This is a genomic window from Pseudomonas sp. PDNC002, from assembly GCF_016919445.1.
Taxonomy (GTDB): Bacteria; Pseudomonadota; Gammaproteobacteria; order Pseudomonadales; family Pseudomonadaceae; genus Pseudomonas.
In genome coordinates this window covers 4,137,479-4,162,482 of sequence record NZ_CP070356.1, presented here as the reverse complement: position 1 = coordinate 4,162,482, position 25,004 = coordinate 4,137,479, and the positions used below count along the sequence as shown (strand labels likewise).

The 25,004-nt window shown below is 67.1% G+C and carries 12 protein-coding genes; 5 read left to right on the top strand and 7 right to left on the bottom strand.

Going from position 1 to position 25,004, the window contains the following annotated elements; translation table 11 throughout:
* Positions 1-8: 8 nt before the first annotated feature.
* From JVX91_RS19015 to JVX91_RS18985, 7 genes are all read right to left on the bottom strand, one after another.
* On the bottom strand, positions 9-1,325 hold the full coding sequence (locus tag JVX91_RS19015) for a BatD family protein (protein ID WP_205335724.1): 1,317 nt from the start codon (positions 1,323-1,325) through the stop codon (positions 9-11).
* Complete coding sequence (locus JVX91_RS19010; protein ID WP_205335723.1) at positions 1,322-2,896, bottom strand: VWA domain-containing protein; 1,575 nt, start codon at positions 2,894-2,896, stop codon at positions 1,322-1,324. The genes JVX91_RS19015 and JVX91_RS19010 overlap by 4 nt, the downstream gene beginning before the upstream one ends.
* Positions 2,896-3,903, bottom strand: a complete 1,008-nt coding sequence (locus JVX91_RS19005; RefSeq protein WP_205335722.1) for a VWA domain-containing protein — start codon at positions 3,901-3,903, stop codon at positions 2,896-2,898. Before JVX91_RS19005 ends, JVX91_RS19010 begins: the two co-directional genes overlap by 1 nt.
* Entirely contained in the window at positions 3,890-4,387 is a 498-nt protein-coding gene (locus JVX91_RS19000; protein ID WP_205335721.1) for a DUF4381 domain-containing protein, read from the bottom strand. The genes JVX91_RS19005 and JVX91_RS19000 overlap by 14 nt, the downstream gene beginning before the upstream one ends.
* A complete protein-coding gene (locus JVX91_RS18995) occupies positions 4,384-5,334 on the bottom strand; it encodes a DUF58 domain-containing protein (RefSeq protein WP_205335720.1) in 951 nt (316 codons plus the stop codon). The genes JVX91_RS19000 and JVX91_RS18995 overlap by 4 nt, the downstream gene beginning before the upstream one ends.
* Before the next feature lie 23 nt (positions 5,335-5,357).
* Complete coding sequence (locus JVX91_RS18990) at positions 5,358-6,338, bottom strand: MoxR family ATPase (RefSeq protein WP_240201621.1); 981 nt, start codon at positions 6,336-6,338, stop codon at positions 5,358-5,360.
* A gap of 192 nt (positions 6,339-6,530) precedes the next feature.
* The gene (locus tag JVX91_RS18985; RefSeq protein WP_205335718.1) at positions 6,531-8,150 is read right to left on the bottom strand and encodes a mechanosensitive ion channel family protein; all 1,620 of its coding nucleotides are present in this window, start codon (positions 8,148-8,150) and stop codon (positions 6,531-6,533) included.
* A gap of 375 nt (positions 8,151-8,525) precedes the next feature.
* Between JVX91_RS18985 and JVX91_RS18980 the strand changes: the two genes are divergently transcribed.
* The 5 genes from JVX91_RS18980 to JVX91_RS18960 are packed head-to-tail and all read left to right on the top strand — an operon-like array spanning position 8,526 to position 24,968.
* Complete coding sequence (locus JVX91_RS18980) at positions 8,526-19,118, top strand: VCBS domain-containing protein (protein WP_240201620.1); 10,593 nt, start codon at positions 8,526-8,528, stop codon at positions 19,116-19,118.
* A 38-nt stretch (positions 19,119-19,156) separates the two neighbouring features.
* Positions 19,157-20,767 carry a TolC family protein gene (locus tag JVX91_RS18975; protein WP_205335716.1) on the top strand — a complete coding sequence of 537 codons (1,611 nt, stop codon included), beginning with the start codon at positions 19,157-19,159 and terminating at the stop codon, positions 20,765-20,767.
* Positions 20,748-21,533 (top strand): efflux RND transporter periplasmic adaptor subunit, encoded by a 786-nt coding sequence (locus JVX91_RS18970; protein ID WP_205335715.1) that lies wholly within the window; start codon positions 20,748-20,750, stop codon positions 21,531-21,533. The genes JVX91_RS18975 and JVX91_RS18970 overlap by 20 nt, the downstream gene beginning before the upstream one ends.
* Positions 21,520-22,866, top strand: coding sequence for an HlyD family efflux transporter periplasmic adaptor subunit (locus tag JVX91_RS18965; protein WP_205340045.1), 1,347 nt, complete (start codon positions 21,520-21,522; stop codon positions 22,864-22,866). Before JVX91_RS18970 ends, JVX91_RS18965 begins: the two co-directional genes overlap by 14 nt.
* Positions 22,867-22,868: 2 nt before the next feature.
* Complete coding sequence (locus tag JVX91_RS18960; protein WP_205335714.1) at positions 22,869-24,968, top strand: HlyD family efflux transporter periplasmic adaptor subunit; 2,100 nt, start codon at positions 22,869-22,871, stop codon at positions 24,966-24,968.
* Positions 24,969-25,004: the final 36 nt, after the last annotated feature.

The following is a 25,004-nucleotide window of genomic DNA, read 5'->3' as shown; positions in this document are numbered from 1 at the left end:
TCCCTGGTTCACGGATTCAATGGCCTGAGGCTGTGCCCATCGGTGGAGCTTCGCCGGGCGCCGCGCAGATTCCGCCGCAACGCCGGCAGTGCCGCGACGAGCTCTGCGGGCGCACTGTCCTTTCCGGCTTGCCCACGCCCGTAGCGAGTCCTGAGAAAAACTAGCAAAGGTTCCTGCAGGTCGACGGATGTTTGTTCCAGACCTGTACGCATTTCACGATGGCCGGTCGACCGGCGAAGCCACAGATACAGGGCACCCAGCTGCGCCGGCCGGCCACGGAGCTGCGGGCCGACCTGGCGCCAGGCGTATTCGGGCGATGCCAGCCAGGCGCTGCGGCGCCGCTCGCGCCAACGCGCCAATGCCATGCGCACGGGAGCCCCCCACAGGCGAACCGCAACGGCGACGCCCGCCAGGACCAGCAGCGCCGCGCCAAGCAGCAGCCAGTGGCCGGCGACGCGAACCTGTGCCCGGCGGCCCAGTTCGCGCAAATCCTCGCTGATGGAAAATGGCGCCTGATACGTCGCGACGCCGCTGGCACTGACCTCCAGCGCGGGCAGCGTTGCCTTGTGCGCCGCGCCCGTGCCGGCTTCCCACCACGACAACTCGATGGCTGGCAACTGGAAGTCGCCCTCGCGGGTAACGACGTAGGTCACGGCGTCGTCCCGCATGCCGCCCGTCACGCCGCCCCGGCCATCGCTGACCGGTTTCACCGTGGGCGATTGCACGTAGCGCTTGAGCCCGTCCACGTCGGCGAAGGCAGGCGGAGGAATCAGCATCGCTTGCGCGCCGTCCGCCTGTACATGCAGGCGGCGGGTGACGCTGTCGCCCACGCGCAAAGGTTCGTGCGATGCCTGCAATGCCTGGGTGAAGGTGACCGAGGTGGCCACCAGGCGTTGGTCATCGGCGGTGGCGCCTGCCGGCGGTCGGGCGACAAAACGCAGGGGCGGACTCTGCACGATCAGCGGCCCACTGGCTTGCCCCGGCTGCAAGCGGATGTCCAGCGCCGGTATCGCGAAGTCCTGCGCCCGTTGCGGGGTTATCTGGTAAGCGAAGCGCAGGCCGAAGAACGCCTTGCCATCGATCTTCTCGTTTAGATGGCTGGCCTCGCCGCTGGGTGCGAAAACCACCGCGCCGTCCAGCGTCAGCCTGGGCAATTCCGGCGGCTGGCTGAACCAGGTATCCACCAGCAGGTCGATCTGCAACGTCAGGGTACCGCCCACCAGCACGGAGTCCGCCGGGAGCAGCCGGCTGCGGACCTTCACCTCGGGCTCGGCGGCGATGGCCAGGAGCGGCACCAGCAGCAGAATCAGGGCCAGCCGTTTCATGGCGCCTCCTTTGGTGCGGCGTCCTGGAGCAGGAACTTGCGCCTGAGGAACTGGGTCGGCGAGGTGCTCAGGTTGTCCAGCCATTGCTCGTCGGAAGCGGCCTTGCCGGCGGCCAGCTTGACCGTCTTGCCCTGGTCGGCGGTGTTGTCGAAGACCTCCTGGTCCGGCTTTTCCGCCGGCGGCCCTGCCTCCTGCTGCGCCTCGCGGTCTTTCTTCAAGGCCTCGGCCAGGACCAGGTTCGCCTTCGCCTCCGGGAAGTCCGGCTGGCGCGTGAGGGCCTGCCGGTAGGCATCGATGGCCTGTTCGAACTTCGTCAGCCTCACATACGCATTGCCCAGGTAGAAGTACGCGGGTGCGGTATCCAGGCGGGCAAAGCTGGCCAGTGCGACGTCGTACTCCGCCGCCTGGTAAGCGGCCAGGCCCTTCCAGAATGGATCGTGGAAATGCGCCGCGGCCTGGGGATAGTGGCCGTGCTCGTAGGCCCAGCGTCCCTGCTGGTCCGGCGTGAAGAAGGCATCGGCGAGGGTCCCGGCATGGGCGGGCTGTCCCGGCCAACCCATGCCGACCGCCAGTAACCAGGCACCCAGCCAATGGACTTTCCAGCCCTTGCGGATGCTCACCAGCACCAGGGCCAGCAGCGGCCAGCACAGCCAGTAGCCGGCATCCTTCCAGTTCAGTTGCTGCTCGTCCTCCTGGGCGGTCTGGAAGTGCTGCTGTGCATGCAGCTCGATCCAGTCCAGGTCATCGTCGTTCAGCGTCAGGCTGCCCAACGGCGCATCGGCGGCATCGGCGAGCCTGCGGATCGCCTGCGCATCGAAGCCGGCCAGCAGCGGCCGACCCTCGGCGTCGCGCTGGCCGCCGCGCAACAAACCACCGTCCTGGCTCCCCACCGCCAGGACCAGCACCTGCAGATCGCTACCCGACAGCGCCTTGTCGATGCCCTCGAACTGCCCCGCATCGGCGCCATCGGTCAGCAGTACCAGGGTGCCAGGCGAATGCTCGGCCGCCAGCAGGCGCCTGGCGACGCCGATGGCGCCCAGCGCATCCTTGCCCTCGCGCTGGATCAGGCCCGGCGTCAACGCCTGCAGGAAGCTGTCCAGCAGCGCCGGGTCCTGGGTCGCCGGCAGCACCAGGTGGGCGCTGCCGGCATAGGCGACCAGCGCAACGGGACTGCCCGCGCGCCGCGCTATCAGGTCGTGGACCTTGTGCTTGGCCGCTTCCAGGCGCGACGGCGGGACATCGTCGGCGGCCATCGAGGGCGACAGGTCCAGGGCGAGGATCAGCGGCGCACGGTTCTCCAGGAAATCCGGACGGTCCTGCTGCCAGGTCGGCCCGGCCGCGGCTACGCCGCCGACCACCAACGACGCGCAGAGCAGATGCACGGGGCGGACACGCTGGCCGTCCTGGGGCGTGACCACCAGGTGCTCCAGCAGGTGCGGCGCGATGATCCCGTCCAGCCGCCGCGCCAGGTCGTGCCGTCGCCCCCAGAGCCAGGCCAGCAGCACGGCTGGCGGCACCAGCAGAAGCCATAGCGGCCGCAGGAAGTGGAAGGCGGACAGGTCGATATCCATCAGCCCTTCGCCTCCCCCGGCTCGCGCCGCTCGGCGGGCACGGCGAAGCGCCCGGCCAGGGCCGCCAGGCCATGGGCAAGCAGCAAGGCCAGCAGCGCCGCACCCAGCGGCAGCCAGAACAGATCCTTCTTGGGTTGATGGCTGAGTGTCTTCACCTTGTGCGGAGTGATCCTGTCCAGGGTTGCGTAGACCGCCTGCAATGCGCCGCTGTCGCCCGCCGTGAAGTAGCGGCCGCCGGTGGTCCGGGCGATGCCCTGGAGGGTTTCGAGATCCACCTTGGCTTCGCCGCTGGCCTGCGGATCGCCGATGCCGATGGTGTGCACGACGATGCCCCGGTCGTGGGCCATGGCGGCGGCGTGCTGGGGAGTGATGGCGCTGCCGGTGTCGTTGCCGTCGGTGAGCAGGATCAAGACCTTCTCCTGCTCGGGCGTGTCCTTGAGCAACTTGATGGTCAGGCCGATGGCGTCGCCCAGGGCGGTGTTCGGCCCGGCCATGCCGATGCCCACCTCGTCGAGCAGGGTCAGCAGGCTGGCGTGATCACGGGTTGGCGGTGACTGCGCGAAGGCGCCGGTGCCGAAGACGATCAGGCCGATGCGATCATCCTTGCGCTGGGCGATGAAGTCGCGGACCACGCCCTTCACTGCGCTCAGGCGGTCGACCCGGCCGCCACCCGGCGCGTTGTAGTCGCGGGTTTCCATGGACTGGGAGATGTCGATGGCGAGCATCAGGTCGCGCACCGGCTGCTGGAGCTCGATGGGCTTCTCGACCAGTACCGGTCGCGCGCAGGCGACCAGCAACAGCAACCAGACCACCAGGTTCAGCGCCACTTGCCAGCGGCCGCCCGCGGCATTGCCGTCTCCGGGAACCTGGCCGACCGCCCGGCTCATGGCGGCAAAGAACGGCACGCGCAACGCGCTGCGCGACTCGCGATAGGCCGGCAGGTAGCGCCAGGCCAGCCATGGCAGTGGCAGCAGGCCCAGCACCCAGGGGTAATCAAGCTGCCACACGGTGCACCTCGACCCACTTCCGGCAAGCGGCCAGCCATGCGCGCGCCTCGCTCTGCTCCAGTTTCTCGATGCGTTCATCCGGCGCATAGGCCAGCAGTGCGAGGTGGCGACCGAGCCCCGCCGGCAAGGCTGCAGCGCTGTGGCGTTGCAGGTAGGCCTGCCAGTCATCGCCAGCGAGCGGTGCCGCGCCCTCGCCCGCCTGCATCGACAAGGCCACCCGTTTCATCAGCGCAGGCAACTGGCGCAGGGCGGGCAGGCGCTGGCGAGGGTCATCCAGCGACCGGCTCAGCTCGTCCAGCTGCGCCAGGGCTTCGCGCCGATAGCGATCGCGCCGCCAGCGCCGGTACCGCCAGAACGCCCAGGCACAGAGCGCCACCACCAGCAACACGGCCAGTACCAGCCAGCCCCAGGTCTGCGGCCAGTAGCTCACCAGCGGCGGCGGTGGTTGCAGCTCCTTGAGCTGGTCGATGCCCGGCACGCTCATCGCGGCGCCACCGCCAGCCGGCCCAACTCGCCGCGCAGTTGCTCCAGGCTGTCCCGTCCGCTGCTGAACATCATCAATGGCACCTGGCTGCGGCGCAGCAGCAGCGCCACCTCCTGCAGGCGCCCCGAGAGGAACTCGCCCAAAGGCCGGTGCACCTGTTTCCGTCCGACTTCCAGCTCCACCTGCAGCTCGCCCTGGCTGACGGTGACCCGACCACGGTCGGGCAGCTTCACCGCGATGGGATCGAATACCAGCGAGGCCAGCACGTCGTTATGCGCGCTCAACTGGCGCAACAGCTGCAGCGTCTGCGGCGTCACCCCGGCGAAGTCGCTGATGATCACCACCAGGCTGTCGTGCCCAGCGACGCCCAGACACTCCCGCAGCGCGCGGTCGAGCTGCCCCGGCGAGTCCTCTTCGGTGGCTGTCGCATGCAGCGCGTGGTTCTGCCGGACGACGGCGGCGCACAGCGCTTCCACCCGCGCACGGCTGCGCAACGGACGGATGTATTCGAGGTGCCTGTCACCAAAGACGATGCCGCCGACGCGGTCGCCCGCCTGCAAGGCCATCCAGGCGCCAAGCGCGGCGAGTTCGGCGGCGATCACCGACTTGAAGCTGCGTTTCGAGCCGAAGTACATGCTCATGCGCTGGTCCACCAGCAGCAGCGTCGGTCGATCGCGCTCCTCCGTATAGCTGCGCACGAACGGTTTGCCGTAGCGCAGCGACGCGCGCCAGTCGAGGTGGCGCAGGTCATCGCCAGGGTTGTACTGGCGCAACTCGTCGAAGCTCAGGCCGCGGCCGCGCAGTCGTGCGGCATGGCTGCCGGACAGCACACTGGAGAGCGGCTGGCGGGACAGGAAGCTCAGGCCGCGCACGCGGTGTTCCAGCAGCATCAACCGATCCAGCGAGGCGTAGACGAAACCGTCGGCAACCGGCGGTGGCGCTTGCATGAGCCTTCTCCTCGGTTCGCGCCTCAGGCGGGAATGGCGACCTTGTCGAGCAGCCGGTCGATCACCTGGTCCGTCCCCACGCCGTCGGCCACCGCGTCGTAGGACAGCAGCAGGCGGTGGCGCAGAACCGGATGCAACACCGCGCGGACGTCGTCCGGCGTCACGTAGTCGTTGCCCGCCATCCATGCATGGGCGCGGGACACGCGGTCCAGACTGATTCCGCCGCGCGGGCTGGCGCCAACCTTGAGCCAGCGCGTCAGGTCCGGGTCGTACGCCTGCGGGTGGCGGCTGGCGTTGATCAGGTCGATCAGGTAGCGGTCGATGGCCTCGGATACATGCACCTCGCCCACTTCCCGGCGCGCGGCGAAGATCGCCTCCTGTGCCAGTGGTTCCGGCGCCTCCACCGCTGCGCCGGATTGCAGGTTGCGCTCTTCGGAGCGGACCAGTTGCAGCACGCGGGATTCATCCTCGACCTTGGGGTAGTCGATCAACAGCTTCATGAGAAAGCGGTCCATCTGCGCCTCGGGCAGCGGGTAGGTGCCTTCCTGCTCGATGGGGTTCTGGGTCGCCAGCACCATGAACAGTCCCGGCATCCGGTGTGTCTGCCCGGCCACAGTGATCTGCCGCTCCTCCATGGCTTCGAGCAGCGCCGCCTGGACCTTGGCGGGGGCGCGATTGATCTCGTCGGCGAGGATGACGTTGCCGAACAGCGGCCCAGGCTGGAACTTGAGCTGGTTGCCCTGTTCGGTCTGCTGGAGGATCTCGGCCCCGGTGATGTCCGACGGCAACAGGTCGGGGGTGAACTGGATGCGGCTCATGCGCGCGTCGAGGTTCGTCGACAGGGCCTTGACCGTGCGCGTCTTGGCCAGGCCGGGAAGGCTCTCCAGCAAGACATGACCGTTGGCGAGAAGACCCAGCATGATGTGCCGGACGGTTTCTTCCTGGCCTAGCACCTGGGCGGACACGGCCGCTTCCAGGCCGGCAATCTGTTCACGAATGGACACAGGCTGTTTCCTTGATCCGTCGGATTCGTTTCCTGCCGAAGACGTACCGGAGACACGCTCCCTGCACACTGCCCTGCCACGGCCTGCCGGGTAACTGTAGCTTGCCTGCAACAGATGACCAGACGCAGCGGCAACCCGCGCCCGGGACATCGTCGGCCCGGTCGAGCAACCGTCAGGCGGCCCGGCGATAGCTCAGTCCCGGTCCTCCGGCTTGGCGGGCGCCGCGTGCCATTGCTCCCTGGGCACCCATTTGGGCTGCTCCGGGTCGCCCAGATAATGCGGCGACATGATCTGCACGCCGTACTCGTTGAACACGTCCTGGATGTTGGCGTGCAGCAGGCTGAGCAGTTCCGCGCGGGGACGCGGTTCGCTGGGCACCGCCTGGGCGACCAGGCGATATTCCGGGTAGAAGTCCGAGAGCGCGGTCTGGAATACCTGCGGCCGGGGCTTCTCGAGGATGCCCTCGGTGCGGCGGGCCGCCTCCACCAGCATCGCCTCGACCTGGCGCCATGGCGTGTCGTAGCCGATGGTGACGACGGTATCCACCACGTAGCCGGTTCCCTGCACGGTGCGCGAGTAGTTCTTGGTGACCGAGCCCGTGATCATCGAGTTGGGCAGCGTCAGCACCTCGCCCAGGCCCGTGCGGATGGTGGTGTTGAACACGCCGACCTCGGTGACCGTGCCTTCATGATCGCCAACCCGCACGAATTCGCCGACCCGCAGGGTGCGCGAATAGGTCAGGATCAGTCCGGCGGCGGCCTGGCCCACGACACTGGAAGCGCCGAGGGAAATCATCAGGCCCAGCAGCACGGAGAGCCCCTTGAACGCCTCGGTGCCCGAGCCCGGCAGGTAGGGATAGGCCATCACCAGCGCGAACAGCCAGATCGCCAGCGAGGTCAGGCGGGTGGTCGGCTGCAGGGTTTCCTCGGTGAGCCAGCGCAGGTTGCCGGGGCGCGCCATGCGTTGCAGTACATGCCGGGCGAATCCACTGATGGCGCGGGCGATCAGCAGGATGCACAAGGCGACGACCAGTCCCGGCATCGCATCGAGCATGCCGTTGAGCAGGTAGCGAACCAGGTTCACCAGGTGGACGTTGAGGCTTTCGCCCCAGGGCCGCGTATAGGGAAACTGCGAGAGAACGAAGCTCAGCCACTGGTAGCTGAACAGGAACGCCAGCAGCCAGTAGACCAGCCAGATCAGCCGGCCAAGCAGGTAGTACAGGTAGTTCCTGCCCAGCAACGAGGTTTGTCCGACGCGCAGCTTGCCGGTGTGCCGGCTCATCAACGCCGGCAACTGGCCGAGTAGTTTGCTCCGCACGTAGCGGATGACGCGCAACAGGAACAGGTACACGACCGTGGCCAGCGCGGCGAAGCCCAGGGCGGTGAGCAGGTAGCGCGCGCTGCGCGCCTCGGCGCTCTCGGCGACGACCTGGCGGAGGTTCGCGGCCGCCTGCTCGGCGGCGGCGCGCACGGAGCTGCCGGGCGGATCGACATCCTGCGGCGAAAGGATGAAGGCGCGGCTATAGCCGAGCAGCACCATGTAGCTGCTCTGGATGGGATCGATATTGACCTTCAGGTCGCCCGCGCTCTGCAGCGCGTCCTCGATCGATGCCTTGGCGCGGCGGGCACGGACTTCCGGCGTCTCGCCCAGCAGGGTGCCGCGGAGCACAACGATGCTTCGATTCTCGATCTTCAGCTCCGCCGGCTCGGAGCTCGCCTGTGAGACGATTTCCGGCGCTTCCGCCGCCAGCCCGGTCGCCGCCCAGAATGCGGCCAGCAGAGCAAAATGCCACCATCGCGCAACGAGCCCCATCCTCTCCCCCTTTCCTGTCCCTGTCCGCGAAACACCGCGCGCGCCGGACACCCTGCCCCGCGCCGCTTGCTCAAGCGTAGCCAATGCCGGCGATGCGGCAGCCTTCCGGCATACCTCCGGCAATACACCGCCCAGGGCTGGAAACCGCGTCGGACCCAGAACCCTGTCGTTTTTATGTAGGAAATTCGTTACGAATATCAGGTAAATGTCGCTGCTATTTGTCGCATATGTCGCTGTTCTACTTGCGATAATTCACATTGGTACTAGCGTCAATTGCGTAAGCAGATATGCGTAGGACTGCTTTTCTCTAGGGGATGTAATCAGTCGGAATCAGGGAAAATGCAGGCCAAGTACCGCTCTAAGATTTTTCAGCCAATGTCCCATGCCCTGGCGCTGGAACAACGCATTCTGTTCGACGGCGCAGCCGCTGCCGCCGTCGACCAGCAACACCACGACACGACTGCCAGCGCCGAGGCCAAGGACACGGCCAAGCCGGCCACCGCGGTCGAAGCGCGAGCGCAGGCTGCCGCCCCACCCCAGGCGACGCCACGCAACCTGGTGGTGATCGATGCCCGCCTGGAAAACCGCGACCAGCTGGCTGCCAACCTGCCGGTGGGCACCACCGCCCTGGTAGTCGATGCCGGCCAGGACGCCATCGCGGCGATCAGCAATGCGCTGGCGCAACTGGGCAAGGTCGACTCGGTACAGATCTTCTCCCACGGCGCCACCGGCCAGTTCACCCTCGGCAACCAGACCTTCACCAGCCAGACCGTCGACCAGTTGGGCGAACGGCTGAGCGCCTGGCGCAGCGAGCTCAACGCGGGTGCCGACATCCAGCTCTATGGCTGCGACGTCGGCGCGGGGAGTTCCGGGCAGGCACTGGTCAATGAACTGGCGCGCTGGACCGGCGCCGATGTCGGCGCCTCCAGCAACGCCACGGGTTCCACCAGCGCCGGTGGCGACTGGAACCTCGAAGTACGCTCGGGCGACGTCGACAAGGCCATCGCCCTCAGTGCCACGACCCTGGTGGACTTCCGGGGCCTGCTGGCTGACGCCAGCCCCACCGTCAGCATGGGCAGTGGTGGTTCGGCCGTGCGCCTGGGCGACGATGTCACCTTCACCGTGAGCTTCAGAAACGTCTCCACGCAAGTGGGCTACGCCCCCTACATCGATGTCTTCCTGCCGGCCACCGGCCGCGACGGCAACGACGGCGCGAGCTTCGTCAGTGCGACCTACCTTGGCCGTGCGGTGAATGCCACGGTGATCACCTTCGACGCCAACGGCAACGCCACCCACCCGCTGGCCAAGGACGCCAATGGAAATCCGCTGGTCATCAATGCCGCCACCGTCGGCATGAAGCCGGGCGACCAGATGGTGGTACTGCAACTACCCTACGCCAGCGTGATCAACGGTCAGCCGAGCATCGACATCCAGGTCACCGCGCACCTGAGCAACCTGGCCGACACCACCTATTCCGACGGCGCGCCCAACCTCACTATCAATGCCCGCGGCGGCTTCGAGTACGGCAACGATTCGCTGAACAACCCCGTGCAAGACCCGAGCGTGGTGGAAAACGCGCTGCATGCGTTCGTCATCACCCCGACGCTGCTCAGCGTGACCCAGACCGTGGACATGCCCGAGGGCGAGACGGTCACCGGCCCGAACTTCACGCGGACCGAGACCGTCACCGTCACCCCCGCCACCGGCCAGACGCTGACCAACGTCACCGTTACCCAGACGGTTCCCGACCAGGTCCATGTCAGCTCGATCACCCCTGGCGCTGGCGGCACGCTGACCTCGGTGACCCTGCATGACGGCACCGTCCTGACCGATCCGGCGCAGATCGCTGCCGCCCTGGCCAACCCCAACGCCTTCATCAGCAGTTACTCCGTCCATTACGACACGCTGAGCGGCCCCAGCACGACCCAGGTCAGCTTCTATGTGCCGGAAATCGACGCCAATGGCCGGCCCGTGATCGATCCGTCCACCGGCAACCCGGTGACCATCACCTTCGGCACCGCCACCGTCAACGGCAACTGGAACCCGCTGGACCCGCGCGACCGCCCCACCGACCCGAACGGCTACCCGTTCACCGAGACCGGCAACGGCGCAGGCGTCACCTTCGTCGCCAAGTCCATCACCCTGCTCAAGGAAGTCAACCTGCAGAACGATGTCGGCCAACCCGGCCTGACCCCGGGCGACACCTTGCGCTACAACATGGAAATCGCGATCTCGGACTTCTTCGCCTTTGGCGAGAACATCTTCCAGCAAGGCCGTTTCACCGTCACCGACCTGTTGAGCGACGGCCAGACGTTCGACCCGAGCAACCCACCTACCATCGTCCTCCAGCAGCACGGCGGCACGCAGGTCATCCCGGTGATCTACACCGTCACGACCAACGCCGACGGCAGCACCACGCTGGTCTTCGATATCGGCGCCTCCATCGCCGCGGCCGTCCAGGGGCCTGGCTTGTATGCCTTGTTCGGTGACCTCTGGCACGACAGCCTGCAGGAAGGCGCGACGCGCATGACCATCGTCTATGACGCGGTCGTCGACACCACCTATACCAGCGACCATCCGCCCCACGACCAGCTCAACGAGGGCGACAGCGTCGGCAACAATGCGACCGTGGCCGCCACCGTGTTGCGTGACTCGGTCAACCTCGGCGGAGAACAGACCGACGGTTCCACCACCACCAGCACCATCCAGACGTCCAATGTCGACATCGAGCTGAGTACGGTCAACGGCGGCGCACCGCCGGGGAACGGCGAATTGCGTCCCGGCGATGTGGTGACCTTTACCATCACCTACGACCTGCTGGTCGCCGACTACGAGAACTTCACCCTCACCGCCTACCTGCCCCTGCCGCTGCTGAACGCCAATGGCATCAACTGGAGCCAGGGCGCGGGTGTTGGCCAATGGACCTTTGGCATCGGCAACAACATCAGCGACGTGCCCGACAGCGTCACCACCGGGCCGGGCAACTCGATCATCTTCAACTTCGGCAACTTCGCCTCGGGCGGCCTGAATGGCGGCCGCGTACAAGTGCAGTTCACCATGGTCGTTGGCGACCAGCCCTACGCCGACCAGCGTTCGCTGGACGTCCTGGCGCAATCCAGCCAGACCACCACCATCGACAAGACAGTGCTGGTTTCCTCGGATGTCGCCGAGATCGCCTCGGTGGCCGAACCGGTGCTGGACATCAAGCACGGCGTGGTGTCCAGCAGCAACGGCACGGTCACCGGCACCACCGGTAGCTGGACCGCGCCGGGCTCCAGCGGCGTGCCCTTCGGCGGCAACGTCACCGCCATCGCGGCGGTGGATGGCAACGTCAGCGGCATCGACGGCGCCGACACCCTGCGCCTGGCCACCGCGATCAAGAACAGCGGTGGCGGCGGCGCCTACGACGTCAGCACCAGCGTCACCCTGCCCCCGGGCCTGGCGTTCGTCGGCGGCGGCCTGGCCGGCGCCAACCTGCAGATCTACCGGGGCGATGGCACGCCGTTGACGCTCGGCGTCGACTACAGCGTCAGCGGCAACACCATCACCTTCCTCGACGCCAACGGCCAGGCCACGCTGCTGGCCGGCCGCGCCGGCACGGCCAACGACACCAGCGGCGCCAACGTCGTGGTGATCACCTACGACGTCACCGTGGACAACGCCATCCTCGCCGCGCGCACGCTGCAATCCAGCGCCGCGCTGACCAACTATGCCAGCGTCAACGGCGGCCAGGACTTTACCCCGGTGGACCTGGTGGAAGTGGCAAACCAGCAGGTGGCCGCGCCGGTCATCACCAAGACCTACCAGAACGGCAGCCTGACCCCCGACGATTCCAGCGCCTCGCACACCACCGGCAGCAATCTGGTGATCGGCGAGAGCATGACCTACGACATCGTGGTCACCCTCCCCGAGGGCTCCACCGCCAACCTGCGCATCGACGACCTGATTCCGCCCGGCCTGCGCCTGGACCCGCGCTTCAACGGCAACCTCGGCTACCTGATCATTACCACCACGGCCGGCAGCACGGCGCTGGCCCAGGACTTCGGCGGCACGCTCAACGTGTCCAGCTTCAGCGCCGACGGCAGCGATGGCGGCGACATGCGCCTGGTGTTCAGCAGCGCCGGTTCCACCGCGGACAACAACACCGGCAACAACGCCTTCGTCATCCGCCTGGTGCTGGTCGCCAGCAACGTCCCCGGCAACCAGCAGGGCGTGACCCTCAACAATGGCGCGCAACTGGTCTATAGCGACCCGGATGGCGACACGCCCAACGGTGCCACGGCCATCGACCGCACCGTAACCAGTGCGCAGCAACCCAGCGTGACCATCGTCGAACCCACGCTGACGGTCACCCAGCAGATCACCACCACCCCGGAATTCGGCGGCTTCGACCAGGGCGACGTCGTCAACTTCGACATCACCATTGCCAACAATTCCGGCACCACTGCCTTCGATATCAGCCTGCAGGATCTGCTGCCAACGCAGATCGACAACATGACGTTCAACGGCACCATCACCTACAACGGCGGCGCCACCAACAACGGCACACTGGACTTCGTCATCCAGAACGGCCAACTGATCACCGCCAATGGCGCCAACATCGACATCGCCAACGGCGGCAGCATCGTTATCCACCTGACCGGCGTGGTGAACGCCAGCGCCGCCGGCCTGGCGGTGATTCCCAACAACGTCGAGGTGCGCTGGACCAGCCTGGACGGCACCAGTAGTGCCACCGACACGGCCAATGGCGAGCGCAGCGGCGATGACGGCCTGCTCAACTCCGGCGCGCTGAACGACTACCGGGTGCGCAACGCCCTGCTCATTCCGATTACCAACGGCATCCTGGTCTCGCGGATCGGTGGCGTCGACGCCACCCCGCCTGCCACCAACTCCTCCGGCGCCACCGATACCACCGGCCTGCAGGAAACCGTAGTGGTCGGCGAGATCATTCGCTACCGCGTCACGGTACTGGTACCGACCGGCGACAACCCCAACTACCAGATCCGCATCGAGTTGGCCGCCGGCCTGGAGTTCATCCCCGCCGACCTCAACAACATCCTCATCGCCCTGGGTTCCAGCGCAATCGGCGGCCTGACCACCGATGCCACCAACCTGATCAGCAGCGGCACCCTCGGCATGATCGGCAACCAGGCCAGCGACGTGGCGCAGCCGATCCATCCGGACCTGTCCGGCGACCACCCCACCGGCGTCTTCAACATCAACAGCGGCCGCCTGAGCATCGTTACCGACCCCGTCAGCGGCCGCCAGACCGTCACCTTCAACCTCGGCAACCTGACCAACTCCGAAGTGAACGACGGCGATCTGGAAGGCGTGATCCTGGAATTCAACGTGCGGGTCACCAACGTCGCCAGCAACCAGGCGGGGGCACGCCTGGGCATGAACGTCTTCGAGCATGTCGGCGACGGCAACGGGGTCGACCGCGGCAAGAGCGACACGATCTTCGAGCAGGTGGTCGAGCCGAGCTTCACCGGGCTCGATAAGCATGTCACCGACATCGTTGCCGGCGCGAACAGCACGACCGCAACCGTCTCCGTAGGCTTCACCCAGAACGGTGGCGTGCCGGCCTACAACGTCGAGCTGCGCGACCAGTTCCCCAACGGCAGCAACTACCAGTTGCAGAGCCTGGTCATCAATGGCGTCACCTACCTGCCCGGCGCGTTGCCGGCGGGCGTCACCGCCACCGTGGTCACCGATGCCAACGGCCAGCACCTGGTCATCGACTTCGATCAGCTGAACGTCAATGACAGCGTCCAGGTGGTCTACAAGGTCGACCTGCCCAACACCGTCATCGCCGACGACGCCAACAGCGCCGCCGTGCTGACCTGGACCAGCCTGCCCACCGATTTCGAAACCAACGGCTGGGGCGGCTCCAAGCCGCTGACCGCCGGCGGAGCCGACGGCGAACGCACCGGTCAGGACGGCACCGCCGGGTTGAACAACTACATCCTCAGCGAAGGTGCGGGGATGGGTGTGATCCAGGGCACGCTGTGGGACGACACCAAGTCCGCCACCAACAGCACGACCCCCGATGGGACCGGGCTGGACGGCGTGGCCGTACAACTCACCTGGGCCGGTGCCGATGGCATCTTCGGCAACGCTGACGATCGCGTGTTCAACACGATCACGGCCAATGGCGGCCAGTACCAGTTCGCCATCCTGCCGGCCGGCAACTACCTGGTCGCCGTGCCGCTGGATTACCAGTTGGCGGCCAACAACCGCTTCCACGTGCGCATCGACACGGATACCGGTACCGCCGCCGGCGGGCTTGGCTCGGTGAATGTCGGCCTTGGCGAAGGTGCCATCGGCACCGCCGATACCGGTTACGTGCACCTCAACGAGGCGCCGATCAACACCGTGACCGACCAGCACGGCGTCGAGGACACGGTGCTGCATATCGTCGGCCTGGCTACCAGCGACGTCGACGTGAACGCGGGCAATGCCAACGGCATCATGACCGTCACCCTGACGGTGGTGCATGGCACGCTCTGGCAGAGCGCCACGACACCCGGCCCGACCGATGCCCCACCCGCCGGTGCCGGACGCACCCTGGTGCTGACGGGCACCCTGCAGCAGATCAACGTGCTGCTCGGCCAGATCTATTACAAGGGCGACCAGGACTTCAACACCTTCCATACCGCCGAGACCCTGACCATGGTCACCAACGACCAGGGCAACTTCGGCGATAAGGATGGCGACGGCATTCCCGGTGAAAACCCCGACGACGCGCTGACCGACACCGATGTGATGAACATCGTCATCGACCCGGTCAACGACGCGCCCATTGCCCAAAACGACATCGCCATCGCCGTGGAAGCGGGCGGCCTGCTCAATGCCGATCCGGGTGTGAACCCCACCGGCAACGTGCTCGACAACGACACCGACGTCGATATCGCCACCAACAACGATGTCCTCACGGTCACCCATGTCGCCAGTTCGGTCACGCCGGCGGGCGTGGATATCCCGGCAGGCGGCCTGAACATCATCCAGGGCAAGTACGGCACCCTGCTGATCACCGCCACCGGTGGGTTCCAGTACATCGTCGACAACAACAATGCCGCGGTGCAGGCACTGCGCACCGCCGGCAACTTCATCATCGACGTATTCCAGTACACCATCGTCGATAGCGGCGGGCTGAGTAGCCAGGCCCTTCTGTCGGTGGACATCCACGGCGCCAACGACACCCCGATCGCCAATCCCGACACCGGCACCGCCATCGAGGCCGGCGGTACCAACAACGGCAGCGGCGGCCAGGACGCTACCGGCAACGTGCTCACCGGCGCCCCAATCACCGGTGTCGGCGCCGACACCGATGTCGACTCTGTGGCGCTGGGCGAAACCAAGGCCGTCAGTCTCGTACGCTACGATGGACCTGGCGGTGGTCGCATCTTCCCGGTCACCAGCGGCCAGGCCACCAGCCTGCAGGCCGCTTTCGGCAGCCTGACCATCAATGCCGACGGCAGCTACCGCTATGTGATCGACAACAGCAACGCCGCCGTGCAGGCCCTCTCCCCCGGCCAGACACTGACCGAGGTCTTCACCTACCAGATGACCGACGCCGGTGGCCTGAGCTCCATCACCACCCTGACCATCACCATCCAGGGCGCCAATGACGCGCCGGTGGCGGTGGACGACCACAACACCGCCACCGCCGCTGCCAGCGACGGCACACCGGGCCCGGTCAACGCCAATGGCAACGTGATCACCGGGGACACCAATGGCGTCGGTGCCGACACCGATGTCGACAGCGTCGACCAGCCCAACGCCACCCAGCTCAAGGTCGACGGCGTGCGCTCGGGTCTGGAAACCGCTGGTGGCGCGCTCACCCCGGTCACCACCGGCACACCCGCCGACATCTTCGGCACCGTGGCAAGACTGGCCAACGGCAGCCTCATCAGCGGCAGCTTCGGCGAACTGACGCTCAACGAGGACGGGACCTACAGCTTCATCGTCAACAGCGCCGATCCGGCCATCCGCGCACTCACCGCCGGGCAGAGCCTGGATGTGATCTTCACCTACCGCATCCACGACGTCGGCGGGCTGACCGACCAGGCGCAACTGGTGATCACCGTGACCGGCGTGAACGACCCGCCGGTGGTCAACCCGGTCAGGGTCGACGCCATCGAGGCCGGCGGCCTGAACAACAATATTCCGGGCGTGGACCCGAGCGGCAGCATCCGCTCGTCCTATACCGATCCTGACGGCGACACCCTGACCATCACCGGCATCATCAGCCCCACCGGCAACACCGGCACCGTGGGCCAGAGCCTGGCCGGCAACTATGGCAGCCTGGTGCTCGACGCCCAGGGCAACTACCGCTACGTGGTCGACAACACCAATGCCGCCGTGCAAGCGCTGCGCACCGACGCCAACCAGCTGACCGAGGTGTTCCAGTACAGCGTCAGCGATGGCAACGGCAAGACCATCACCGCCACCTTCACCGTCGTCATCCACGGTCGCAACGACACGCCCATCGCGGTGGACGACACCACCACCGCCATCGAGGCCGGCGGCACCAATAACGGCACGCCCGGCCAGAACGGCACCGGCAACGCCCTCACTGGCGTACCTGGCAGCGGAGCCGGCGCCGATACCGACGTCGATGCGGGCGACAGCAAGACCGTCGATGGCATCGGCTTCGGCGTACTCAACGCCGGCGGCAGCTTCACCCAGGTGGCGGCGGGGTCCACCGCCGTCGCGGGCGCCTATGGCAGCCTGAGCATCGATGCCAATGGCAACTTCGTCTACGCCGTCAACAACGACCTGGCGGCGGTGCAGGCACTGAAGCTCGGCGACTCCCTGGTCGAGACCTTCACCTACCGCATGCACGACACGGACGGCGCCAGCTCCCTGGCACGGATTACCATCACCATCCAGGGCCGTTATGACGCCCCGGTGGCCAACGACGACATCAACTATGCCGTCGCCGACCTCGACGGCAGCGGCGGGCGCAACCCCACCGGCAACGTGATCACCGGCCTGACCGGGATCTTCGACGGTGTCGGCAAGGACACCGATGTCGATGCCGGTGACCACATGCGCGTCACCACCATCGCCAAGGGCCCCGAGGGCGCGCAGGTGAACACCGTCGCGGTGGTGCCGGGCAGTCCGCAGACCATCCTGGGCGCCTTCGGCACCCTGGTGATCAACGCCGACGGCAGCTACCAGTATTTCGTCGACAACAACAACGCGACCATCCGGGCGCTCGGTCCGCTGGCCTTCGCCATCGAGGAATTCACCTACCAGGTCACCGATGACGGCAACCTCAGCGACCAGGCCACCCTGGTCATCCTGATTCGTGGCCAGAACGACCCGCCGATCACCTCGCCGGACTTCGGCACCGCCGTGGAGGACGGCGGCCTGCACAACAACGTGCCGGGCAGCAATCCCTCGGGCAACGTGCTGGCCAACGACACCGACCCCGACACCATCACCACCATCCCGCAGGACGTGATGCACGTCGTCTCGTTCTGGACCGGCGACCGCCCGCTACCGGCCGACGCCAGCGTGCCCGGCCAGTCGCTGCGCGGCCAGTACGGCACGCTGACGATCAACCAGGACGGCAGCTGGAACTACGTGCTGGACAACTCCCTGCCGGAAGTCGAAGCCCTGCGCCAGAGCGGCCAGACCCTGACCGAGACCTTCACCTACCTGGGCGCGGACATCTGGGGCGGCGCCACCCCCGGCCTGCTCACCATCACCATCGATGGACGCAACGACACGCCCATCGCCAGTGACGATACCGCCACCGCCGTCGAAGCCGGCGGCGTGAACAATGGCACCCCCGGCGTCGATCCGCGCGGCAACGTGCTGGACAACGATACCGACGTGGATGGCGTGCAGTACGGCGAAACCAAGACCGTCGTCCACTACACCAGCGAGAATGGCAACACCGTCAGCGCCGGCCAGGTACTTCAAGGGCTGTACGGCAAGCTGACGATCAACGCCGACGGCAGTTATCAGTACGTCGTGGACAACGCCAACCCGACGGTGCAAGCCCTGCGCACCGCCGGCGAAACCCTGCGCGAGGTCTTCACCTACCGCATGCGCGATACCGCCGGCGCCACCTCCGACGCGCGCCTGACGTTGACTATCCAGGGCGCCGACGACAACCCGGTGGCGCGCGACGACAGCAATGTCGCCAGCGACGAAACCCCGGCGCCGCAGGCCACCGGCAATGTCCTGCCCAACGACAGCGATGTCGACGGCGGCGACCGCCTCACCGTGACCGGCATCCGCACTGGCGAAGAAACCGGCAGCGGCACGTCGGGCACCGTCGGCCAGCCCATCGTCGGCCGCTACGGCACCCTCGTGCTCAACGCCGACGGCAGCTACACCTACACCATCGACATGAGCAACCGTGAAGTCCTGGCGGCCGCCGGCCTGGGCCAGATCCTCAAGGACTACTTCACCTACACCATCAGCGACCTGGCCGGACTCACCGACCAGGCCCAACTGACCATCACCCTGAACATCGCCACGCCCTACATCCCGCCGGGCCCGCACTTCGACCGCTTCGGCGACGACGGCTACCCGCGCGACCGGCTCCCCGACGTCGACCCGGCGATCTTCGTGCAGCCGGTGGTCGAGCGCATCGATGATCGACTGTCGCTGTCGGCCTGGGGTGCTGACGGCAGCAACATCGACATCTTCGCCACGCCGGAGATCGAAAGCCCGTCGCTGGGCGCGCAACTGGGCCAGGTCAAAGGTCAGTTCGTCGCTCGCGCCGTGGCCGAAAGCCGCCGCGCCGCCAACCTGGACACGCGCTGGGTCGACGGCCGCCATGGCGTCATCAGCCTCAGTGCCGACGGGCTGTTACCCGATCCCTCGCTGTGGGCACCCTTCCCCGGCGACATGGTGGCCAAGGCCGAGAAGACCGCGCAGCAGACCGCGCCGGGCTTCCGCGCGCAACTGCGCGACGCCGCCCAGCGCCGGGGCGGCAGCCAATGAAACAGCCGCACTTTTTACGGATGGACCAAGGACAGAACATGCCCGTATTTGCCCTGAAGACCCTGACCGCAGCCGTCGCCGCCAGCCTGTTCCTGACAGCCTGTTCGGCGTTCCAGCCCAAGCCGTACACCGAGGACGAGATGCGTCAGCGGGTGATCGAGGACCAGGCGCGGATGTACAAGGAACAGGAGCCGGTGAACGGCCCGATCACCTTCTACGAGGCTTCGGCACGCGCCCTCAAATACAACCTCGACTACCGCCTTAAGCTGCTGGAAAGCGCGCTGGCCTCCGACCTGCGCGACGTCAGCAGCCACGAAATGCTGCCGCGGGTGGTGGCCTCCGCCGGCTATGCCGGGCGCAACAATGACTCCGGTGGCACCTCCATCGGCATCGAGGATCGCCAGGTCAGCTTGCGCCCGTCGACCTCGGAAGAGCGCTACCGGCAGCTGTACAGCCTCGGCCTGTCGTGGAGCCTGCTGGACTTCGGCGTCGCCTACTTCCGCACGCAGCAGAAGAACGACCAGATCCTGATGGCCGAGGAGCGCCGCGAGAAAGTCGCGCAGAACGTCCTGCAGGACGTGCGCAACGCCTATTGGCGCGCGCTGGGCGCGCAACGCCTGCTGCCGGAGGTCGACGGCCTGCTGCTGCGCACCCACCGCGCCCTCACCTCCGCCCGCGAAGCCGAGGGCAAGGGCCTGCTACCGCGCCAGGACATCCTCGCCTACCAGCGCGCCCTGCTGGACTCGGTGTACATGCTCACCGTGCGCCGCCAGGACCTGGAATTCGCCCGCGCCGAGCTGGCCGCGCTGATGTCGCTGCCGCCCAACACCAAGATGGTGCTCGCCGACGTCAACGAGCAGCCGCTGCCGCTGGTGACCAACAACGTCGAGCAGCTCGAACGCCTGTCCCTGGAGCGCCGTCCGGAAATCATGGAGGAGTGGTACAGGAAACGCGTCGACATGAACGACCTGAAGATCGCCAAGGCCCAGCTGTGGCCCAACGTGAGCTTCAACTACGGCTACGAGTACGACTCCAACAAGTACCTCTACAACAACGACTGGAACCAGACCGGCATCAACGTCTCGATGAACCTGCTGCGCCTGTTGCAGTACCCGGACATCAAGGCCGCCGAGGCCAGCCAGGAAAAGACCGACGACATGCGCCGCACCGCGCTGTCCATGGCCATCCTCACCCAGGTCCGGGTCGGCCTGCTGCGCTATCAGTTGGCCCGCCAGGAAGTCGAGTTCGCCGACGAGAGCCTGCGCGTCGACCAGAGCCTGCTCAGCTACGCGCAATCCGCCCACGGCGCCGCGCTGGGCAGCGAGCTGGAGCTGATCCGCGCCGAAGGCCGCTTCCTGCTTTCGCGCTACCAGCGCGAGGCCGCCTATTCCGACGCCCAAGCCGCGTGGGGCCGCCTGTACAACTCGGTAGGCTTCGAGGTGATGCCCAAGGAAATCCAGAACCACGACGTGAAGACGCTGGCCCGCGAGATCCAGCGCACCCTCGAGCAACAGACCAGCACCAACCTGCTCGCCAGCAATGGTTCCAGCAGCAATCTCTCCAGCAGCAGTCTCTCCAGTAACAATCTTTCCAGTACCAACGTAGCCAGCAGTACAGAAGGAAGTGCCAATGCCGCACCCGCGCAGTAAGTCGTCGTACCTGTTCCTTCCGCTCTGCCTGATGATCGTTTCCACCACCTGGGCCGCCGACCCCGCGGCCCCGCTTCCGCCACCGGGCGAAGGCGACGATCCGGGTGCCATCCGCGTGCTGCTGGTGTCCGACCTGGAAACCACCCTCTCCGCCCAGATGAACGGCACCCTCGGTGCACTCAAGGCCAGCCTCGGCGAGAAGGTCGCCAAGGACGCGCCACTCGCCCAGCTTAACTGCGTGGAGGTGAACGCCCGGGCCAAGGTCGCGGCCGCCGAGCTGAACATGGCCCGCGCGAACCTGGCGGCCAAGCAGAACCTGCGCAAGCTCGACGCGGTCGGTGACCTCGAAGTGGCCATGGCCAACACCGAAGTGCAGAAGGCCGACGGCGCCCTCACCCTGTCCCGCGCCCAGGCGGGCTACTGCCTGGTGGACGCGCCCTTCGCCGGCCGCATCGCCAAGGTCTACGTCAAGCCTTACCAGACCGTTTCCGCCGGTACGCCGCTGTTCGACCTGGTCAGCGATGGCGCACTGAAAGTCCGTCTCAACGTACCCTCCTCCCTGCTGCCACGCCTGCAACCGGGCATGCCGCTGCAGGTGGATATCCACGAGACCGGCAAGCACTACCCGGCCAGGATCAGCGCGATCAATGCGCGGGTCGATGCGGTGGCGCAGACCGTCGAGCTGGAGGCGAAGCTGGACGCCAGCTACCCCGAACTGATCGCCGGCATGAGCGGGGTTGCGCGCTTCCCCGATGCCCATGAGTGAGCTGCTGCCGCCACCCCAGCTGCTGCTGAGCCTGGCCAACGTACGCGACAAGGCCCTGGCGGCCGACTCGCTCAATGGCCTGGCATTCAGCATCGCCAACGACCTGTTCCCGCTGCTGCGCTTCCACCAGGCCCTGGTGTTCGCCTGCCATGACGCGCGCAACGAGCTGCTGGCCGTTTCCGGATTGGCCAAGCCCACGGAAGACTCGCCCTACCTGGTCTGGCTGGAACGTGCGAGCCGCTGGATCGCCGCGCAGGTGCCCGATGCCACGCCCAGCTGGATAGCCCGCGACGCCATCGAACCGCCCGCGGATATCGCCGAGGGCTGGAGCGAATGGTGGCCGGCCGGCGTCTGGTGCGTGCCGTTGCACGACCGTGCCGGCAGGCGCCTGGGCCTGGTGTTGTTCCTCCTCGACGAAGCGCCGGCGCGCAACCTGCAACCGCTGCTGCAAGGCATCTGGCAGACCTGGGCGCACGCCTGGGCATCCTTCGGGCCGCGCACCCGCCTGCGCTTCTGGCGTCCGAGCAAACGCCAGGTGCTGGTCGGGGTGATCGCGCTCGCCGCGCTGCTGCTGATCCCGGTGCGGCAGACCGCCCTGGCGCCGGCCGAAGTGGTATCGCGCAACGCCCAGGTCATCAGTTCGCCCATCGACGGGGTCATCGCGAAAATACTGGTGCGGCCCAACCAGGCGGTGGAGGTTGGCACGCCGCTGTTCGAGCTCGACGAAACCACCCTGCGCAGCCGCGCCGACGTGCTGGCCAAGGAAGTCGCGGTAGCCGACGCCGAACTCATGGCTGCCAGCCAGCGTGCCTTCGACAACCCGCAAAGCAAGGGCGAGCTCTCGGTGCTCGACGGTCGCGCCCGCCAGCGCCGCGCCGAGCTCGCCGCGGTGCAGGTGCAACTGGCGCGCACCCGCGTGCTCTCCCCGCGCGCCGGCGTCGCCGTGTACAGCGACCCGAACGACTGGCTGGGCAAACCGGTGGTGACCGGCGAGCGCATCCTGCAGATCGCCGATCCCAAGGCGCCGGGCATGCGCATCCAGCTGCCGGTGGCCGACGCCATCGCCCTGGAACCGGGCGCGAAAGTGGCGCTGTTCCTCACCGCCTACCCGCTCGACCCGCTGCACGGGGAAATCCTCGACACCAGCTACCAGGCCAAGCCCAGCGACGAGGGCGTCGCCTCCTACCGCCTGCTGGCCAGCGTGGACAACACCCCGCCCCACGCCCGCCTCGGCCTGCATGGCACCGCCAAGCTCTACGGCGAGCGCGTCGTGCTTGGCTACTACCTGTTGCGCCGCCCGCTGGCCTCGTTGCGTGCCTGGACAGGCTGGTAACCATGGACGTCACCGCCGAAGACCTGCCCACCCCGCCGCTGCGCGATGACCTGCGTCTGGACGAAGCCGCGCCCGGCCCCAACGGCGAGCCGGTCTGGGTGATCCACGACAGCGTGCTCAACCGCTTCTACCGCATCGGTTGGCTGGAGTTCGAATGCCTGCTGCGCTGGGAACAGACGCCCCGGCAGATCAGCGAACAGATCGCCGAGCAGACTGCGCTAAAACCCGACGCCGAACAGGTACTGGGCTTCCGCCAGTTCCTCGAACACCACCAACTGCTGCGCCCCGGCGCCGACGCGCTGGCACGCCTGCAGGCCCGCAGCGACGGCGCGCAGTGGATGACCTGGAACTGGTGGCTGCACCACTACCTGTTCTTCCGCATCCCGCTGCTCCGTCCGCAACGCTTCCTGCGCGCCATCGCCGGCAGCCTGGACTGGCTGTTCAACCGCTACCTGGCGATGCTGGTGATACTCCTGAGCCTGGCCGGCATCGTGCTGGTGGCACACCAGTGGGACACCTTCACCCACGACGTGGTGGAATCCTTCTCCTTCGAAGGCTTGCTCAGCTTCGCCGCCGCCCTGGTGGTGGCCAAGACGCTCCATGAGCTGGGCCACGCGCTGGTGGCGACGCGGCTGGGGCTGAAGGTCGCGCACATGGGCATCGCCTTCGTGGTGATGTGGCCGATGCTCTACACCGACACCGGCGAGAGCTGGAAGCTGCGCAGCAACCGCCAGCGCCTGGCGATCGCCAGCGCCGGGATCATCACCGAACTGGGCTTGGCCGGGCTCTCCACGCTGGGCTGGGCGCTGGCCGATCCCGGCCCGCTGCGCAACGCCCTGCTGTACCTGGCGACAACCAGTTGGGCGCTGTCCCTGGCACTCAATGCCAGCCCGTTCATGCGCTTCGACGGCTACTTCATCTTCTCCGACCTGCTGGACTTCCCCAACCTGCACGAGCGCGCCGGCGCCCTGGCGCGCACCACGCTGCGGCGCAAGCTGCTGGGGCTGGACGAACCCTGGCCGGAGCACTTTCCCATCGGCAAGCGCCGGGCGCTGGTGGCCTTCGCCTTCGGTACCTGGGTCTACCGCCTGCTGCTGTTCCTCGGCATCGCGGTGGCGGTCTACTACTTCTTCTTCAAGCTGCTTGGGATATTCCTGTTCGCCGTGGAAATCAGCTGGTTCATCGTTCAGCCCGTGTGGCGCGAACTCAAGGTCTGGTGGGGGCGCCGCGCGGAAGTGAAACCGCGGCGCAAACTGGTGTTCATCGCGCTGCTCGGCGCCGTGCTGCTCCTGCTCGCCGTGCCGTGGCGCACCCAGGTTCACGCCATGGGCGTGGCTCGCGCCGCGCAGCAGTTGCACGTCTATGCGCCATTCCCCGCCCTGCTGCGCGACCTGCGCTCCGGCGGGGAAGTCGGCAAGGGCGAGACGCTGGCGGTCATGGAGGAGCCGGACATCGCCGCCAAGGTGCGCGGCAGCGAGGCCGGCATCCGCGGCTACCAGGGGCGCCTGGCGGGCATGCTCGCCGATCCATCCGGCCTCAGCGAGGAAGCCGTCACCCGCCAGCGCCTGGGCGTCGAGTACCAGCAGGCCCGCGCCGCGCGCAACGAAATGGCCCGCCTGACCCTGCAAGCGCCCTTCGCCGGCCGCTGGATGGATGTCAACCCGGACTGGAAGGCCGGCCAGTGGATCAACACCCGCGAGCCGATCGGCGTGCTGGTGGACCCGCAGCACTGGCTGGTGGACGCCTATGTCAAGCAGGACGAAGTACAGCGCCTCACCGATGGCGGCCCCGTGCGCTTCTACCCCGAAGGAGTGCCGACGCCCATCAGCGGGCAGGTCGTGCTGATCGGCACTACCCGCATCAGCCAGCTGGAACAACCCATGCTCGCTTCGCGCTATGGCGGCCCGCTGAACGTCAATACCCAGGGCGAGGCGCTGGTACCCAATCCGGCGCTGTTCCATGTGCTGGTGCAACTCGACGCGCCGCCGCCGAGCCTGCGCGAAACCCGTGGACACCTGCAGATCGAAGGGGCGCGGCGCAGCTGGTTGGGCGAAGGCGTCACCCGCCTGCTGGCCGTGGCGCTGCGCGAAAGCGGGTTCTAGATCGGCTCGGCGCGGGCTTCATCGCGGTTGACGCCC